This window comes from Nocardioides humi, assembly GCF_006494775.1.
Taxonomy (GTDB): Bacteria; Actinomycetota; Actinomycetes; order Propionibacteriales; family Nocardioidaceae; genus Nocardioides; species Nocardioides humi.
This window is the reverse complement of record NZ_CP041146.1, coordinates 2,289,348-2,305,205: the sequence shown is the minus strand read 5'-3', so window position 1 is coordinate 2,305,205 and position 15,858 is coordinate 2,289,348. Positions and strand designations below refer to the sequence as shown.

At 72.6% G+C, this 15,858-nt stretch carries 16 protein-coding genes; 5 read left to right on the top strand and 11 right to left on the bottom strand.

Going from position 1 to position 15,858, the window contains the following annotated elements:
- Positions 1-39: 39 nt before the first annotated feature.
- A complete protein-coding gene (locus FIV44_RS11385; protein ID WP_141004537.1) occupies positions 40-492 on the bottom strand; it encodes a nuclear transport factor 2 family protein in 453 nt (150 codons plus the stop codon).
- Between the two features lie 105 nt (positions 493-597).
- On the opposite strand from FIV44_RS11385, the gene FIV44_RS11380 reads away from it, so the two are divergent.
- Positions 598-1,266, top strand: a complete 669-nt coding sequence (locus FIV44_RS11380) for a hypothetical protein (protein WP_141004536.1) — start codon at positions 598-600, stop codon at positions 1,264-1,266.
- Between the two features lie 139 nt (positions 1,267-1,405).
- Here FIV44_RS11380 and FIV44_RS11375 read toward each other — a convergent pair whose 3' ends face one another.
- From FIV44_RS11375 to FIV44_RS32085, 3 genes are all read right to left on the bottom strand, one after another.
- Entirely contained in the window at positions 1,406-1,927 is a 522-nt protein-coding gene (locus FIV44_RS11375; RefSeq protein WP_246086919.1) for an RrF2 family transcriptional regulator, read from the bottom strand.
- Positions 1,928-2,003: 76 nt separating this feature from the next.
- Positions 2,004-2,936 (bottom strand): PKD domain-containing protein, encoded by a 933-nt coding sequence (locus FIV44_RS32090; RefSeq protein WP_246087019.1) that lies wholly within the window; start codon positions 2,934-2,936, stop codon positions 2,004-2,006.
- 503 nt (positions 2,937-3,439) lie between these two features.
- Positions 3,440-4,882, bottom strand: coding sequence for a hypothetical protein (locus tag FIV44_RS32085; RefSeq protein ID WP_141004535.1), 1,443 nt, complete (start codon positions 4,880-4,882; stop codon positions 3,440-3,442).
- A 205-nt stretch (positions 4,883-5,087) separates the two neighbouring features.
- Here FIV44_RS32085 and FIV44_RS11360 point away from each other — a divergent pair, with 205 nt between their 5' ends.
- From FIV44_RS11360 to FIV44_RS11345, 4 genes are all read left to right on the top strand, one after another.
- Positions 5,088-6,971: an acyl-CoA dehydrogenase gene (locus FIV44_RS11360; protein ID WP_141004534.1), complete on the top strand. Its 1,884-nt coding sequence runs from the start codon at positions 5,088-5,090 to the stop codon at positions 6,969-6,971.
- 181 nt (positions 6,972-7,152) lie between these two features.
- Positions 7,153-8,241 carry a family 43 glycosylhydrolase gene (locus FIV44_RS11355; protein ID WP_141004533.1) on the top strand — a complete coding sequence of 363 codons (1,089 nt, stop codon included), beginning with the start codon at positions 7,153-7,155 and terminating at the stop codon, positions 8,239-8,241.
- A 24-nt stretch (positions 8,242-8,265) separates the two neighbouring features.
- Positions 8,266-9,081 carry a maleylpyruvate isomerase family mycothiol-dependent enzyme gene (locus FIV44_RS11350; RefSeq protein WP_141004532.1) on the top strand — a complete coding sequence of 272 codons (816 nt, stop codon included), beginning with the start codon at positions 8,266-8,268 and terminating at the stop codon, positions 9,079-9,081.
- Between the two features lie 19 nt (positions 9,082-9,100).
- The gene (locus FIV44_RS11345) at positions 9,101-10,030 is read left to right on the top strand and encodes an oxidoreductase (protein WP_141004531.1); all 930 of its coding nucleotides are present in this window, start codon (positions 9,101-9,103) and stop codon (positions 10,028-10,030) included.
- A gap of 4 nt (positions 10,031-10,034) precedes the next feature.
- On the opposite strand, the gene FIV44_RS30425 is transcribed toward FIV44_RS11345, so the two are convergent.
- The 7 genes from FIV44_RS30425 to FIV44_RS11315 form a co-directional block, all read right to left on the bottom strand.
- The gene (locus tag FIV44_RS30425; protein WP_181411116.1) at positions 10,035-10,187 is read right to left on the bottom strand and encodes a hypothetical protein; all 153 of its coding nucleotides are present in this window, start codon (positions 10,185-10,187) and stop codon (positions 10,035-10,037) included.
- 112 nt (positions 10,188-10,299) lie between these two features.
- Positions 10,300-11,106, bottom strand: a complete 807-nt coding sequence (locus tag FIV44_RS11340) for a crotonase/enoyl-CoA hydratase family protein (protein WP_141004530.1) — start codon at positions 11,104-11,106, stop codon at positions 10,300-10,302.
- Positions 11,107-11,162: 56 nt separating this feature from the next.
- Positions 11,163-12,569 (bottom strand): sugar transferase, encoded by a 1,407-nt coding sequence (locus FIV44_RS11335; protein ID WP_141004529.1) that lies wholly within the window; start codon positions 12,567-12,569, stop codon positions 11,163-11,165.
- Positions 12,566-13,069 (bottom strand): glycosyltransferase, encoded by a 504-nt coding sequence (locus FIV44_RS11330; protein WP_141004528.1) that lies wholly within the window; start codon positions 13,067-13,069, stop codon positions 12,566-12,568. Before FIV44_RS11330 ends, FIV44_RS11335 begins: the two co-directional genes overlap by 4 nt.
- Positions 13,066-13,515: a UDP-N-acetylglucosamine--LPS N-acetylglucosamine transferase gene (locus tag FIV44_RS11325; protein ID WP_246086918.1), complete on the bottom strand. Its 450-nt coding sequence runs from the start codon at positions 13,513-13,515 to the stop codon at positions 13,066-13,068. Before FIV44_RS11325 ends, FIV44_RS11330 begins: the two co-directional genes overlap by 4 nt.
- A 113-nt stretch (positions 13,516-13,628) precedes the next feature.
- Entirely contained in the window at positions 13,629-14,315 is a 687-nt protein-coding gene (locus FIV44_RS11320; protein WP_246086917.1) for a response regulator transcription factor, read from the bottom strand.
- Positions 14,312-15,739 (bottom strand): sensor histidine kinase, encoded by a 1,428-nt coding sequence (locus FIV44_RS11315; RefSeq protein WP_141004527.1) that lies wholly within the window; start codon positions 15,737-15,739, stop codon positions 14,312-14,314. Before FIV44_RS11315 ends, FIV44_RS11320 begins: the two co-directional genes overlap by 4 nt.
- Between the last annotated feature and the right edge of the window lie 119 nt (positions 15,740-15,858).

Sequence of the window (15,858 nt, the reverse complement as noted above, 5' to 3'; positions counted from 1 at the left end):
CCTACGAACCGGCGCTACCCATTTACCGCGTCTACCGCGTCAGGCGGGGGTGAAGCTCGCCATCGTGCGGTCCGGCTCCCAGAACGCCTTCATCGACTTCACCCGCCCGTCGTCGTCGACGACGTACACCATGATCAGGTCGGTCGTCGTGTGCGAGCCGTCCGGGAAGGAGGTCCTGATCCGCCCGATGTTGGCGCAGGTGTTGCTGCCGGGGTTGGCGAAGGAGTCGTCGATCTGGAACTCGAAGGTCGCGATCGGCGCGATCGCCTTCTCCCAGAACGCCGAGATGCCGGCGTGCCCGTGGTGGCCCCTGCCCTCGGGGTCGAACATCGACGGGCCGACCGGGTCCTCGAGCACGGCGTCCTCGGCGTACACCGTCAGCCACTCGGCGAGGTCGCCCTTGGCGACGGCGGAGTAGGAGCGCTGGGACGCGGCGCGGGCCGGGTGCGGGTCGTTGGGGGCGTTCCAGACGATCGCGTCGGAGGTGATCATGCGGCCATCGTAGGGCGAATCTAGAACGTGTTCTACCCTGTGTCCTTCGGCGACCCGTCGCCCCGCGTTCACGGACCGCTCATCGGGGCCTGTCACCGTGCGGGTATGGCGAAGAAGCACAAGGCCTGGATCCACGTGGGCGTGCCCGGTGCGGGCGACGTCATCGAGCCGGCGCTGGCCCACCACCACGCGGCGCTCGTCGAGCTCGGGGTCGCCTCGCTCGCCGAGTCCACCGCCGAGAGCTTCCGGGCCGCGGTCGAGATGACCCGCTCGCACAAGGACTGGGGCCTCAAGCGCAGCGACGTCGAGGGTCAGTGGACGCGGCTGGTCCGCCGCGCCGCCAGGGCGAAGGCCGATCTCGTCTTCAGCCAGTCGCTGCTCGCGTCCGCGACCGCCGACCAGGTCGCGCTGCTGGTCGATGCCCTCGCCGGCCACCAGGTGCACGTCGTACTCACCACGGGTCTCGACGACGAGACCCTCGCGACCGCCACCTGGCAGGCGGCCTGCCGCAAGCCCGAGCGCCTCCACGTCCTCGAGACCGACGGCCTCGAGCCCGCCCAGGTCTGGAAGGCCTTCGGCAAGCTCGTCGGGTTCGGTACGGCGTCGCTGCGGCTCGAGGACGTCCCCTGCGCCTCGGCCACCCTCCAGACCCTCCCCGAGGCGCTGCGCGAGGTCGAGCGCCTGGCCCGACGCAACGCCTCGCTCGAGGTCCGCCTCGAGGAGCTCGACCGCAAGCGCCGCAAGCTCAAGCGCAAGCTCGACCGCGTCGCCTGACGCCACCGACGCAGGCCCCAGCACTCAGCAAGCCGCGACGCGCGCTCGTGTCATCAACCAGGAACGAGCGACCGGAGCCGACGAGGGCGGTGCTTTTCGCCGCGCCGGCGTCTGGCCGCCATGCGACCTTGCACTGCGTCTACGTCAACTGCGCGCGCGGCAGCGTGGCGCGAGGAACGAGGGACACGCTCGCGCCATCCAAGCTAGTGCGGCGCCCAGGCGTCGTCGTCCGCGGTGCGCGAGGTGACGGCGTCGGGGAGCTCGCCGTCGGCGAGCTGCTGGATCGAGACGTCCTCGAAGACCTCGCGCAGGGCCCGGCGGGCGGCGATCCAGACGTGCTGGAGGACCTCGGCGGCGTCGTTGTAGTTGACCGCCTCGGGGCGCAGTCCGTAGACGGAGACGAGGGGCCGTCGACGGCGCGGATGACGTCGGCGACCGAGACCGAGGTGGCCTCGCGGGCCATCCGCCAGCCACCGGACTGGCCGCGCTGGGACATCACGATGCCGGCGCGGCGCAGGTCGGCGAGGATCGCCTGGAGGAAGCCGTGGGGGATGTCCTGGAGCCGGCCCAGCTCCTCGGCGCTCACGGCCCGACCGTCGGACCTGCTCGCCATCGCGATCAGGGCCCGCAGTGCGTAGTCGGACTTGGCGGAGACGCGCATGAGCACAGTCTGTCAGATTGCTCGATCGATTCACTCGACCTACACGCCCTGGCGCGCGCCCGGATGCCCCCCAGCATCACCCGGGCGCGACCAGGACGCTGAACATGATCGCCGCGTTCCCGTCGCTGTCGGCGGTGGCGGTGAGCCCGCCCTGCGGCCCCGCCGGAACGGGCCCGGCGCTGTCGGCGAGGGCCGCGGAGATGTGGCCGGCGCCGGTGCCGAAGGCGGTCGACCGGCCGGTGACGCCCGGCGGCAGCGTCCATGCCTCGGTCGCCGCGCTCTTGTCGGCCCAGTAGCTCACCAGCCAGTGCGATCCGTCGGGTGCGGTCACGTCGGGGGTGACGTGCGTGGCGCTGCCGCTGGTCTGCACCGCCACGGCGCTGCGGGCCACGGCCGCGGTCGGCGACACGCCGCGGAAGGCGACGATGGTCAGCACGCTCTTGGCGTAGTCGCTCGACGTGACCGTCACGGCACTGCCCGCGTCGCCGGCGGTCGCGACCCGGCTGTAGAGCCGGCCGACGGCCTTCGAGCCCGCGCTGACGGTCTCGACCTGCGTCCACCCCGGTGGTCCCGTGTACGACGGCCCGGTGGTGTTGGCGACGAAGAACGCCAGCAGCAGGTCGCCGGGCTGCACCGACCCGGGGACGGTGGTGCGGTGGTTGATCCGGTTCCCGCTCGTGGTGTCGGCGGCGACGTACGTCACCGCGGACGTGCCGCCCTGCGACGGCTGGGCGGTGCGGGTCGTCGTGTTCGTGGCGCCGCCGTTGTCGGTGACGGTCAGGGTGACCGTCACCGCGCCGCCGGTGGCGTAGGTGTGGGTGGTGGTCGGTCCGCCCGTGCCGTTCTGGCCGTCGCCGAACGCCCAGGCGTAGCCGGTGATGGTGCCGTCGCTGTCGCTGGAGCCGCTGGCGTCGAAGGTGCAGGTGAGCCCGGTGCAGGAGGCGGTGAAGGCCGCGGTCGGCGGCTCGTTGACCGGCGGCGCGATGGGCTGGCCCTGGTAGAGGAACATCGCGCGGGAGGACCAGCCGGTCCCGGCGGCGGTGATCGTGGTGGCCGTGCCGCCCACGGCGCCGTGGGCACCCCAGTCGGCCCGGTTGAGGGAGCCGCCGGTGGTGGCGAACCACAGCTTGCCGTCCGCGACGAACGCGCCGCGCATCGTGCTGTAGCTGACCCCCGCCACCGACGGGACCGAGAAGAGCTGCTGCCCGACCACGCCCGACTCCGGCTCGAACCCGCGCCGGAAGAGCTGGCTGGAGCCCGACTTGGTGAAGTACATCCAGCCGCGGTCGTAGAACAGGCTGGTGATCGTGGGGATGTCGCCGTTGTGCCAGTCGCCCTGGTAGACGAGCTGGTCGGCCGCGTCCACCGGGACCTCCGGCCCGTAGGTCGTCCCGTCGAAGGTGCGACGCGTCAGCGTGCGGTTCGAGTACGCCGTGTAGAGGTCGCCGTTCACCATGAAGGCGCCGACGCTGGTGCCCCAGCCGGAGCCGTTGGGCGCGTTGGCGGACGAGGTCACCTGGGTGCCGTCGAAGCCGCGCCGCAGCAGCTGCGACTGCCCGCTGTTGACCCGGAAGATGTCCCCGGGCAGGGTCCCGTCCTGCTGCGGGGGCAGGGTCTTCCCCGACGCCAGCGGCAGGAACGCGATCTTGCGGTGGGTCTCGCCGGCGAACACGTCGGTGTCGGAGCCGACGAAGAGGCCCTCGGGGTGGCGATCATGTCGCGCACCCCGGCGCCGAGGGTGCGCGTCGGGTTCCAGGAGTACGGCATCCCGGTCCGGGTGCTGAGCGCGGCGATGCCCGGCCGGGACACCGCGCCCTGGCCGGCGGCGTCGCCGCGGCCGGGGTTGTTCTGCCAGCGCTGGTGCCCGCCGGCGTACACGACGTCGTCGGTGACCTCGACGGCCCAGGTGGTGTCGCCGCCGGGGTACGCCGTCCAGGTCGGCCGGACGTTCGTGCCGGTGGCGCCGGACTCGAAGCGCGCCACCACGTCGCAGCCGCTGGTGCCGGCCATGCTGGCGGAGAGGCCGCCGTACGCACCGGTGGTGGAGACGACGAAGAAGCTGCCGTCGGGGGAGAAGTCCACGTCGGTCATGTAGGTCTCGAAGGATGCGCTGCAGCCCGACTCGTACTGGGTCGTGTAGTAGTTCGCGAGGGCGAGGCTGCTGCCGGAGATGTCGAAGACCGCGAACTGGTGGCGCTTGGTGCCGTTGACGGTGTCGAAGTTGCCGATCGCCACCAGCAACTTGTTGGTCGGGTCGGTGGCGATCTTCTGCACGTTGGTCGTCGCCCCGCGGTGGACGCCGGCGAGCACGGCGTTGTAGTAGGGGTCGCGGGCGCCGGTGGTGGCGTTGAGCGTGCCGAGGGCGCGGCTGGCGGAGCCCTGCAGGTGCGTGAACTTGCCCGCGACCCACAGCCGGTTGCCCGTCACGGAGACGTCGCGCACCTGGCCGTTGATGGTGCCGGGCTGGAAGGCCGTGATCCGGTCGCCGGTCGTGACGTTCGCCTTGTACAGCCGGCTGACCGCGACCGTCGAGCCGCCGGAGGTGGCGCTGTCGAAGGCGCCGCCGATGTAGACCGAGCTGCCGTCGGCGGCGGGCTCGAGGGTGTACACGAGGCCGTTCGGGTTGGGCGCGAAGGCGGTGCTGACCTGGCCGGTGGTGGCGTTGAACGCGAACAGGTTGCGGCGCGCGATGTCGGTCGAGCTGCCGGCGTTGCGGACCCGGGTGAAGCTCCCGCCCACCACGACGGTGTTCCCGACCCGTGCCATCGAGTACACGGCGCCGTCCATCACGTGCGGCGTGAAGCCCGCCGGGTCGTCGTCGACGATCCGGCCGGTCTGGGGTGCCGCGTTGCCGGTGTCCGCGGCGGGCGCGGGTGGCGAGGCCAGGACGACGAGGAGGCCGGCGACGAGGGCACCGGTGGCCAGCAGGGCTCGGGTTGTTCTGCGCGCGGTCACGGGGTCCATCCGACCCCAACGGCTGCGGTGGCGAATGCCCCGTTTTGGGTGAATTCGCGGCTTTCCGCGGGCCGCCGGCGGGCAGGTGTGAGCGATCCCGCGACCCCCGTGCTTGCCCGCTGCTAGCACCCCCCGTATCATGAAGTTACTGGCGAGTAGCAGCCAATTGGGAAACCCTCTCCGACCCCTGGAAATGGTGGGAACTGTGAGCCACTACAAGAGCAACCTGCGCGACATCGAGTTCAACCTCTTCGAGCTCTTCACCGTGCAGGACTACCTCGGCACCGGCCTCTACGAGGAGATGGACGCCGACACCGCGCGCGAGATCCTCTCCGAGGTCGAGCGCATCGCCCGCGAGGACCTCGCGGCCTCCTACGTCGACGCCGACCGCAACCCGCCGGTGTTCGACCCCACGACCAACACCGCGCCGCTCCCGGCGTCCTTCAAGAAGTCGTACGACACCTGGATGGAGTCCGGCTTCTGGGGCCTGGGCCTGCCCGAGGAGATCGGCGGCACCACCGCGCCGCCGTCGCTGGTGTGGGCCTCCGGCGAGATGGTGCTCGGCTCGCACGCCCCGATCTGGATGTACTGCACCGGCCCGTCGATGGGCTCGGTCGTCTTCAAGAACGCCAACGGCGTCGCCCGCGACGTCCGCATCGCCGAGATCATGGTCGAGCGCCTGTGGGGCGCCACCATGGTGCTCACCGAGCCCGACGCGGGCTCCGACGTGGGTGCCGGCAAGACCTTCGCCACCCCCAACGAGGACGGCTCCTGGAACATCTCCGGCGTCAAGCGCTTCATCACCAGCGCCGAGTCGGACCTGCAGGAGAACATCATGCACCTCGTCCTCGCCCGCCCGAAGGGCGTCGAGGGAGCCGGCGGTCCCGGCACCAAGGGCCTCTCGCTCTTCCTGGTGCCGAAGTACCACTTCGACCACGAGACCGGCGAGCTGACCGGCGAGCGCAACGGCGTCTACGTCACCAACGTCGAGCACAAGATGGGCATCAAGGTGTCCAACACCTGCGAGCTCACCTTCGGCGACCCCCAGGTCGGCGGCGGCGAGCCTGCCAAGGGCTGGCTGCTCGGCGAGGTCCACGACGGCATCCGCCAGATGTTCGACGTCATCGAGAACGCCCGGATGATGGTCGGCACGAAGGCCATCGCCACGCTGTCCAGCGGCTACCTCAACGCGCTGGAGTACGCCAAGGAGCGCGTGCAGGGCGCCGACCTCACCCAGTCCGCCGACAAGGCGGCCCCCCGGGTGACGATCACCCACCACCCCGACGTACGCCGCTCGTTGATGACGCAGAAGTCGTTCGCCGAGGCGATGCGCTCGCTGGTCGTCTACACCGCCACCTGGCAGGACAAGGTCCAGCTGGCCAAGGCCGCCGGCGAGAAGGACGAGCTGGCCGAGGCGGTCAACGACCTGCTGCTCCCGATCGTCAAGGGCTACGGCTCGGAGCGCTCGTGGGTGCTGCTCGGCACCGAGTCGCTGCAGACCTTCGGCGGCTCGGGCTTCCTGCAGGAGTACCCGATCGAGCAGTACGTCCGCGACGCCAAGATCGACACCCTGTACGAGGGCACCACCGCGATCCAGGGCCAGGACTTCTTCTTCCGCAAGATCGTCAAGGACCAGGGCAAGGCGCTGGGCCACCTCGCCGCGGAGATCAAGTCGTTCGTTGAGAGGGGAGTGTCCGGTGCCGACGGTGTTGGAGATGCCCGCCTCAAGAACGAGCGCGAGCTGCTCGCCACCGCGCTCGCCGACGCCGAGGCCATGGTCGGCCTGATGATCAACGACCTCATGTCCGCCCAGGACGAGATCAAGAACATCTACAAGGTCGGCCTCAACACCACCCGCCTGCTGATGGCGCTCGGCGACGTCGTCTGCGCCTGGCTGCTGCTCCGCGGCGCCGAGGTCGCGCTGGCGCGGCTCGACGGCGACGCCGGCAACGAGCAGGCCTACTACGAGGGCAAGGTCGCCGCCGCCCAGTGGTTCGCGCAGCTCAACCTGCCGCGGGTCTCCGCCGAGCTCAAGATCGCCCAGGCCACCGGCCTGGACGTGATGGAGCTCGACGAGGCGGCGTTCTGATGGGATGGGTCGAGCGCGTCTCCGGCGACGCGAAAGCCAGCAAGCTGCCGGAGGTCGCCTCCCGCCGCGCTGCCGACCTGGTCGCGCCGATCCGCTGACCCGGTCCGTACGACGGCCGCTCCGGACACCCGGGGCGGCCGTCGTCGTACGTCGAGGGCGCGGCGTGGCTTAGGGTCTGCGGGTGCGCCGACCTGCTCCCCGCCTCGCCTGCGTCCTCGCCGTCCTCGCCGCGCTGGTGCTCGCGCTGTGCGGCACGCCGGCGCGGGCCGAGGAGCGCTACCCGGAGCCGTACTTCAACGGCAATGTCGGCGACCCCAGCGTCGTGATGGTCGGCAAGCGGATGGTCGTGGTCGCCACCGGGCCGCAGATCAACCGCGCCTACAAGGACCCGGGCAAGAAGTGGAAGTGGGCGCAGCCGGTCCTCACCCACCGGCCCAAGTGGGCGCTGAAGGAGGGCGGCATCTGGGCCGCGGACATCGCCAAGGTCCGCGGGAAGTGGCTGCTCTTCTATGCGATCCCCGTCGCCGGCCTCGGGGACTACGGCCGGTGCATCGGCGTCGCGGTCGCCAAGCGGGCCCTCGACCGGTTCCGGCCGGTGGGCAAGCGGCCGCTGGTGTGCCCGTCGCGGGCGCTGGTGCCGACGGCGCAGGACCCGGTCGCGACGCCCGACCTGCCGAGCCGCGGCGTCATCGACCCGTCCTTCTACGAGGAGGGCAACCAGCGCTACCTGCTCTACAAGACCGACGGCCGGCCGTCGTCGATCCGGCTGCTGCCGCTGAGCAAGAGCGGTCGCAAGGTCCGCGCCGGCCAGGATCCCGCGAACCCGAGCGTCGAGCTGGTCCGCACCGCCGAGGTGATCGAGAACCCGGTGCTGATGCGCAATCCGTGGGGCTACTACCTCTTCGCGTCGGAGGGCGACTTCGCGCGGTGCAGCTACCACGAGACGTGGCGGCACTCGCCGAGCCTGACCGACTGGAGCGCCGCGCAGCCGAGCGTCCTGCTCGACAGCACCAGCACCGGCGGCCTCTGCGGCCCGGGCGGCGGCGACATCATCAAGCGCAAGGGCCGCACCACGCTGTACTTCCACTCCTGGGTCCGGCTCAAGTCCACCAAGCCCAAGGGCCCGAACTACTGGGCGTGGAACGGCGGCGAGAAGTACGGCCGGCGGGTGATGTACGCCGCCCGGCTGAGGTTCCCCGGCGGCGTGCCGACGGTCAAGAAGTACGTGACGCGCAAGGGCGTCGCGGCGCGGGTTCCCACGCCGTATTGATGCCGGCTCGGTAGGGTCGGCGCCATGAGCGACCGCGCGCTGCTGGCCGGCTACGTCGAGAACTGGTGGAGCGCGGTCGGTGACTTCGTCGCCCTGCTCGAGGAGCTCGGTCCCGACGACTGGGCGACCCCGACCGACCTCGCCGGCTGGGACGTGAAGGCGGTCGCGTCGCACACCGCGCACCTGGAGTCGATCCTGGCCGGCGGGCCGGAGGAGAGCGCCGACATCGGTGAGCCCGCGCACGTGACCGGGCCGATGGGGCAGTTCACCGAGATCGGTGTCGTCACCCGCCGTGACCGCGACCCGGCCTCGATCATCGAGGAGATCCGGAAGGCCACCGGTGCCCGCTACGCGGCGCTCACCGCCGCTCCGCCGGAGGACCCGGACGCCCCCGCCGACGGCCTCTTCGGCCTGATCGGCTGGAACCAGCGCACCCTGCTGCGCAACCGACCGCTCGACGTGTGGATGCACGAGCAGGACATCCGCCGCGCGGTCGGCCGGCCCGGCGGCCTCGACACCCCGGGCGCGCAGCACACCGCCGACTACCTCGTCGAGGCCTTCGGGTTCGTCGTCGGCAAGCGCGTCGCCCCGCCCGCCGGTACGACGGCCGTGCTGGCCGTCGAGGGCAGCGCGCCCATCGCCGTGCAGGTGGGCGACGACGGTCGGGCGCAGCGGCTGGCCGTCGTACCGGACGAGTCGACGGTGTCGCTCGCCATGGACCGGGAGAGCTTCATCGTGCTCGCCGGCGGGCGTCGCGCCGCCCCGCCCGGCGCCGTCAGGATCTCGGGCGAGAAGGAGCTGGGGGAGCGGATCGTCGCCCGGCTCGCGACCACTCCGTAGAAGCTCCCGAGGGGAACCGATGACCGACACCTGGAACGTCGCCGACCTGCCCGACCAGACCGGCCGGACGATCGTGGTGACCGGGCCGACGCTCGGCGGGCTCGGCCACCACACCGCGCTGGAGCTGGCCCGTCGCGGCGGCCGGGTGGTCCTCGCCGGCCGCAATCCGGCCAAGGTCGAGGAGACCGCCGCCGCGATCCGCGAGGAGGTGCCCGACGCCCAGCTGGAGGCGCTGCACCTCGACCTGGCGAGCCTCAGCTCGGTCCGCACCGCCGCGGCCGCGGTCGCGCAGGTCGGGCCGATCGACGTACTCGTCAACAACGCCGGCGTGATGGGCACGAAGTACGCCCGCACCGCCGACGGGCTCGAGCTGCAGATGGCTACCAATCACTTCGGGCCGTTCCTGCTCACCGGCCTGCTGCTGCCGCAGCTCGTGCAGAGCGCCGACGGGCGGGTGGTCACGGTGTCCTCGCGGTTCCACAGCTTCGCCGGCAAGGCGCCGCTCGGCGACCCGCGTGAGCAGATCGGGCGCTACCACACGTGGCGGGTCTACGGGCAGTCCAAGCTCGCGAACCTCTACTTCACCGCCGAGCTCGACCGCCGCCTCCGCGCCGCGGACCTCCCGGTCCGCGCGCTCGCCGCCCACCCCGGCTTCGCCGGCACCCACCTCGCCGCCAACGGCCAGTACGGCCGCTCCGCCGGCGGCATCGCCACCATCCTCGACGCCGGCGTCAAGGCGATCTCCCAGTCGGCCGCGGCCGGCGCCTGGCCGTCGCTGATGGCCGCCACCGCCGACCTGCCCGGCAACACCTTCGTCGGCCCCAGCGGCCTCCAGCAGCTCTCGGGCAGGCCACGCGAGGTGGGGCGCAGCAAGCTCGCCCGCAACGCCGACAAGGCGCGGCGGCTGTGGGAGATCAGCGAGGAGACCGTGGACCTGAGGTACCCGTAGCGGCTCAGGCGGCGTAGGGAACTGAGCCGGGCATCACCGTCGGCGCACAGTCGCAGCTGTCGCTGCACGCGAGGAAGGTGTGCACGGCGTGGCCGCACGCGGGGCACGGCAGGTCGTGGCTGAGGTGCTTCTCGGTGGTGGGGGTGGTGGTCCACATGGCCGTGTCTCCTGTCGTCTCGTGGCGGCCTTCACTCTCTCCACGAATGACTCGGGGCAGATACGACACTCATCGGACGACGACCCGTGTCCGTGAGGAATCGGGCTTGCCGTCAGCGCCCCCGCGGACCGTAAACCGCCTCGGCCTTCTTGAACGCGGCCTCGCGGGCGGCCTTCGTGTTGCGGGCGGCGAGGAGGAAGGCCTGCTCGATCCGCTCGCGGGCGAAGGTACGGCGGGGCGAGGCGGTCCAGGTGTCGTTGAAGAGCCGCTTGGCGGCGGCGAGGGCGTCGGGGGAGCGGTGGGAGAGCTCGTTCGCGAGGCGGAGGGCGCCGGAGAGCGGGTCGTTGTCCAGGCGGGTGACGAGGCCGAGGTCGTGGGCGCGGGTGCCGTCGAAGACCTCGGCGGTCATGGTGAGCAGCTTGGCCTGGTCGATGCCGACGAGCTCCTTGAGGGCCTGGATGCCGGACATGTCGGGGATCAGGCCCCACTTGCCCTCGAGCACGGACCAGCGGGAGTCGGGGGTCGCGATCCGGAAGTCGGCGGCGAGCGCGATCTGCAGGCCGCCGCCGAGGCAGTGGCCGTGGACGGCCGCGATCACGGGGACGGGGATCCGGCGGAAGGCCCAGGGCGCCTCCTGGAAGGTGTTGGTGCCGCGCAGCGGACGCGGGACGAACGCCCGGGCGACCCCGGCCGGGTTGCGCAGCACGGAGGCGAAGTCGAGGCCGGCGCAGAAGGCGTCGCCGTCGCCGCTGACGATCACGGCGCGCAGCGTCCGGTCGCGGCGCAGGGCGTGCGCGGTCGACACCAGGTCGTCGAGGATGTCGAGGGTCAGCGCGTTGAGCTTCTCGGGCCGGCTCAGCCGGACGTGGGCGATGCCGTCGGTGACGGTGCAGGTGACCGGGCCGCTGTCGGTGCGCATGACCCGATACTACTCGCAGGTAACTTGCCGTGCGGAGCCGCCGCCAAGAGGCCCGGTCAGTACGCCCCGCGGCCGCCGAGGACCGCGCCGGCGGTGCGCAGCAGGATCCGGGCGTCCAGGAACAGCGACCAGTTGTCGACGTACTGCTGGTCGAGCCGCACCGACTCCTCCCAGGACAGGTCCGCGCGCCCGGAGACCTGCCACAGGCCGGTCATGCCCGGGCGCACGACCAGCCGGTGCCGGACGTCGGGGTGGTAGTCCTCGACCTCGGTCGGCAGCGCGGGCCGGGGGCCGACCAGCGACATCTGGCCGAGGGCGACGTTGACCAGCTGAGGCAGCTCGTCGAGGGAGGTACGCCGCAGCCAGCGGCCCACCCGGGTGACCCGCGGGTCCCGCTGGATCTTGAACAGGGGGCCGTCGGCCTCGTTGAGGTCGGCCAGCGTGACGGCGGTGGTGTCGGCGTCCTGGCGCATCGTGCGCAGCTTCCACATCGTGAACGGCGCGTCGCCGCGGCCGACGCGGGTCTGGCGGAAGAACGCCGGGCCGGGCGAGTCGAGGCGCACGGCCACCGCGAGCGCGAGCAGGATCGGAGCCAGGACGACGAGCGCCAGCGCGGCCACGGCGCGGTCGAGGACGTGCTTCACCGCGTGGGAGGGCCCGAGGCGGCGGGGCGCGCCGAGGTGCAGCAGGGGGACGTCGTCCCAGAGGTCGAGGCGGGTGCGCCCGACCGGGGAGGTGGCCAGGCCGGGCCAGACGAAGATCCCGACGCCGTCCTCCTCCAGCGCCCAGCGCAGCCGTCGTACCGCGTCGTCGGGGATGGCGTGATCGGGCGCCAGGATGACCGCGTCGGCGCCGTTGGCCCGGGCGGCCGAGGCGCAGGTCGCGAGGCCGGAGACGGTCGGGACGGCGTCCAGGTCGGCGGCCAGGATCGGGTCGCCGGCCGCGACGCACGCGCCCACGACCGAGAACCGGCGGTTGCGCGCGGCGCGGATCCGGGCGAGCAGGTCCGGCAGGGTGGTGGAGCTGCCGACGACGACCACCCGGTGCGGCACGGCGGCGGCACGGCGGGCGAGCGCGCCCAGCGCGGCGCTGCCGACGCACACCGCGGTCACGGTGCTGGCCGAGAGCGGGTAGGACAGCGCCTCGGTGGTCAGCAGCGTGGCGGTGGGCACCACCAGGGCGACGGCAGCCAGGCGCCGCACGTGCGCCACGAACCCGCCGGTGAGGCGGTACTCGCCGGTGACGGCGACGGCGAGCACCCACAGCGGCACGAAGAGGTACCCCGTGGCGCCCCGCTCGACCCCGCCGGGGACCTGGCTCGCGACGAGCACGGCGAGCGCCGCGGCGACCGCGTCCGCGGCGACGAACAGGCGGCCGGTGCGCTGCAGGGGCGCCAGGACGTCGACCGCGGTCCGGCGGCCGGTCGCGGCACGGGTCGTCGGGCGTGCGGAGATGACGGTCATCGGCGCACGAGACCGTCGACGAGCGCCTCGAAGCGGGCGAGGGTCGGGAGGGGGCGGTCCGGGCCGGCCGTGGAGTGCCCGACGAGGACGGCCAGCGACAGCCGGGCGCCCAGCTCCTCCTCGCTGTGCGCGGTGACGACCAGACCGGTCCGCGCCACGAACCGCGCGAAGCGCTGCTGGTGGTCGTCGACGTGCTCGCCGAGGCCCGGGTTGCGGGGGACGACGACGGGCACGTGCCCGTGCTCGCGGGCGTCCATGATCGAGCCGGGCCCGCCGTGGGTCACGACCGCGCTGGCCCGGTCGAGCAGGCCGGCCATCGAGGCGGGGTCCATCAGCCGGGTACCGGCCAGCCCCGGCGCCAGCGGGGTCGCGCCGTGCTGCACGTGGAACCGGAACAGCCCCCGTGCCTGCAGGCCGGCGGCCCAGGCGACCAGTCGGTCGAACCGGTGGTGGTCGGTGCCGAGGAAGACCGCCACGAGGGGCGGCGGCGCCGCGCTCACCACAGCTCCCCGACCAGGACGGAGGAGCGGTAGAGGCGCTGCTGCTCGGGCCACTGGACCAGGAAGAGGTCGGTGGCCGGACGGCACAGCCGGCCGGTCAGTGTCGCGGTCTCGACCCGGTCGTACACCTCGAGGTAGATCGTGGAGGCGTGCTTGCGGCGCCGCAGCCAGAAGTACGGCACGGCCACCGCCGCGCCGGTGGACACGATGAGGTCGGGGTCGTAGTGGCCGAGCACGCGGCGCGCCTGGACCGAGTTCCGGGCCAGGTTGCGCAGGTTCCGCGTCGTCGGGTGGTGCGCCCAGGTCACGTCCTCGCCCTCGAGCTTCGCGACGGCGTCGGCGGTGTCGAAGGTGACCCAGTGCCGGTCGTGCTTCTCCCACCACGGGCGCAGGCACATCAGCTGGGCGAGATGACCTCCGGACGAGGAGACGAGCAGCACCCGCACGAGGCACCTCCTGGATCGCTGGCCTGATGGGCGATCCCCCGACCCTAGGGACGGGTGGAGGCGCGGGCATGCCCCAAATACGGCAAAGCGGAGGCCGTGGGGGTCCCGCGGGATCAGTCCCGCGGAGGGTGCCAGCCGACCTTGTAGGCGGCCCCGACGGCGGCCAGCTGCGAGCTCATCTCGAGCTTGGCGAGGATCGACTTCACCTGGGTGCGGACGGTCGCCTCGGAGACCACGCTGGCGCGGGCGATCTCGCGCACCTGCTCGCCCTGCATCAGCGCGCCGAGCACCTCCATCTCCCGGCGGGTGAGGCGCTCCAGCCGGGCCCGGATCTCGCGGATCTCGTCGCGCTCGTGCAGGGCGAGGTCGATCAGCGCCCCGCGCTCCTCCGAGCCCATCAGCGGAAGCCCGTCGCGGGCGCGGCGGATGGTGGCCACGACCTCGTTGAGCGGGCAGGTCTTGACCAGGACCGCCTTCGCGCCGCGCCGCAGGCAGTCGCCCTGCCGGGCCTGGTCGGCGCTGCCGGTCACCACGACGACCGCCGCGCCGGCAGCCGCGAGAGGCGAGATGAGGCGCATCCCGTCGCCGACCCGGCCGAGGTCGAGATCGAGCAGCACGACCCGCGGCGCGCTGCGCAGGGTGGTGGACAGCACGGTCGCCAGGGTCGTGTGCCTCTCGCCGAGGTCGATCCGGCGGACCGTGTGCCCCTCCGACTCGAGGGTGAGCGCGACCGACTCGGCGAAGAGGGCGTGGTCGTCGATGATGGTGACGCGCATCGGGCGCGCGGGCGCGGTCGTCATCGCGTCGTGCGGGCCGGGATCGAGGCGGGGAGGGGGAACGGTACGACGCGCGGCGGTTCCGCGGCCTCGCCGGTGCCGGGCAGGGTGACCACGAAAACCGCGCCGCCGCTGCGGGCCGCGTCGTCGTCGTGGTGGAGCGAGCCGCCCAGCTCGAGCATCAGCCGGTGGGCGCGTTGCAGCCCGATGCCCTGGCCGGTCGACCTCGTCCCGCGGGCGCCCCACTGGAAGAGGCGGTCCTTCAGGTCGGGGTCGAGGCCCGGGCCCCGGTCGGAGACGCGGATCTCGACCGACCCGCCGACAGGCCGGCAGCTCACGGTGGTGGCGTGGCCGTGGGCGTGACGGTGGGCGTTGGTGAGCAACACGTTGAGCACCTCCGAGAGGGCGTCGCGCCGGCTGGTGACGTGGTGCCCGCCCGGCCGCCAGATCACCCGGTGGCCGAGGGCCTCGTGGGCGACGACGAGCGGCTCGACGATGTCGTCGACGGCGAGGTCGTGCAGGTCGTCGGGCGAGTCGGAGAAGCTCCGGCCCAGGCGGGCCGCCTCCACGTCCACCATGTGCCGCAGGGCGAGCCGGCGCGGCCCCGGCGGCACCCGGCCGCTGGCCAGCAGGTGCACGCCGGCGACGATGCCGGCCGTCGCCGCGCGCATCTCGTGGACCACCTCGCGGTCGTGCTGCACGGTCGCCTCGGCCTCGGCCGCCCGCAGCAGGAGCTTCGCCTCGCGGGTGATGGATGCCTGCAGCGTCGCGAGGAGGAGGCCGACGACGCTCGTGGCGAGCAGGGCGCTGCACACCAGCACGGCGGCGACGGCTGCCGGGGGCGGCGAGGTCGCCTCCACCAGCGTGGACCAGGCCCGCGCCGCGAACACCGCGCAGATGCCGCAGCTGATCCGGATCGCGGCCCAGCGGGGCAGCGGCGAGCGCAGCAGCGTGGCGACGACGGCCGCGGTCACCGCGGCGATCGTCGCGATCAGCAGGAGGTCCGTCCCGCGGTGCGTCGAGAGGAACGGCGTGGGATCGCTGACGAGGAGGGTCAGCCGGGCCGCGAGCACGAGGCTGCCGAGGACCAGTCCGCCGAGGAGTGCGCTGAACCGTGGCGGATGCTGGTCGCGGGTCCCGACGGTGAGCACCAGGAGCACCACCACGACGGTGACGAGGTGCCCGGCGGTGAGGCGGTAGCTGTGTCCGCTGTGGCCGGGGTCGGCCACAGCGATCACGACGAGGGGCAGGTCCTGCACGGCGACGAGCGTGGCGACGGTGGCCAACCTGGCCCGGATCAGGCTGCGCCGGAGGTGGGCGTCGAAGGACAGGATCAGGGCGCTGCCGAGCAGGGCGAGATCGGCGAGGATCATGCAGATGTGCCCGGCCGTGATGGTCGGGTCGAGGGCAGGATCCTCCAGCAGGAGGACGACATAGGGATGTGCCATCAGGCACGCCAGGAGCAGGGCCCACCATAAGGGCGCGCGGTCGACGTACTCCGGTCGGAGTGGATTGCGCCGGGCGACCGCCCGAGAGACGCCCCCGGAGGGGTGACGGGGCTGACGGC

Coding starts and splice junctions, on each gene's coding strand:
- FIV44_RS11385 (WP_141004537.1), bottom strand. CDS start 492: ATGATCACCTCCGACGCGATCGTCTGGAACGCCCCCAACGACCCGCAC.
- FIV44_RS11380 (WP_141004536.1), top strand. CDS start 598: ATGGCGAAGAAGCACAAGGCCTGGATCCACGTGGGCGTGCCCGGTGCG.
- FIV44_RS11375 (WP_246086919.1), bottom strand. CDS start 1,927: ATGCGCGTCTCCGCCAAGTCCGACTACGCACTGCGGGCCCTGATCGCG.
- FIV44_RS32090 (WP_246087019.1), bottom strand. CDS start 2,936: ATGTTCCTCTACCAGGGCCAGCCCATCGCGCCGCCGGTCAACGAGCCG.
- FIV44_RS11350 (WP_141004532.1), top strand. CDS start 8,266: ATGAGCGACCGCGCGCTGCTGGCCGGCTACGTCGAGAACTGGTGGAGC.
- FIV44_RS11345 (WP_141004531.1), top strand. CDS start 9,101: ATGACCGACACCTGGAACGTCGCCGACCTGCCCGACCAGACCGGCCGG.
- FIV44_RS30425 (WP_181411116.1), bottom strand. CDS start 10,187: ATGTGGACCACCACCCCCACCACCGAGAAGCACCTCAGCCACGACCTG.
- FIV44_RS11340 (WP_141004530.1), bottom strand. CDS start 11,106: ATGCGCACCGACAGCGGCCCGGTCACCTGCACCGTCACCGACGGCATC.
- FIV44_RS11335 (WP_141004529.1), bottom strand. CDS start 12,569: ATGACCGTCATCTCCGCACGCCCGACGACCCGTGCCGCGACCGGCCGC.
- FIV44_RS11320 (WP_246086917.1), bottom strand. CDS start 14,315: ATGACGACCGCGCCCGCGCGCCCGATGCGCGTCACCATCATCGACGAC.
- FIV44_RS11315 (WP_141004527.1), bottom strand. CDS start 15,739: ATGGCACATCCCTATGTCGTCCTCCTGCTGGAGGATCCTGCCCTCGAC.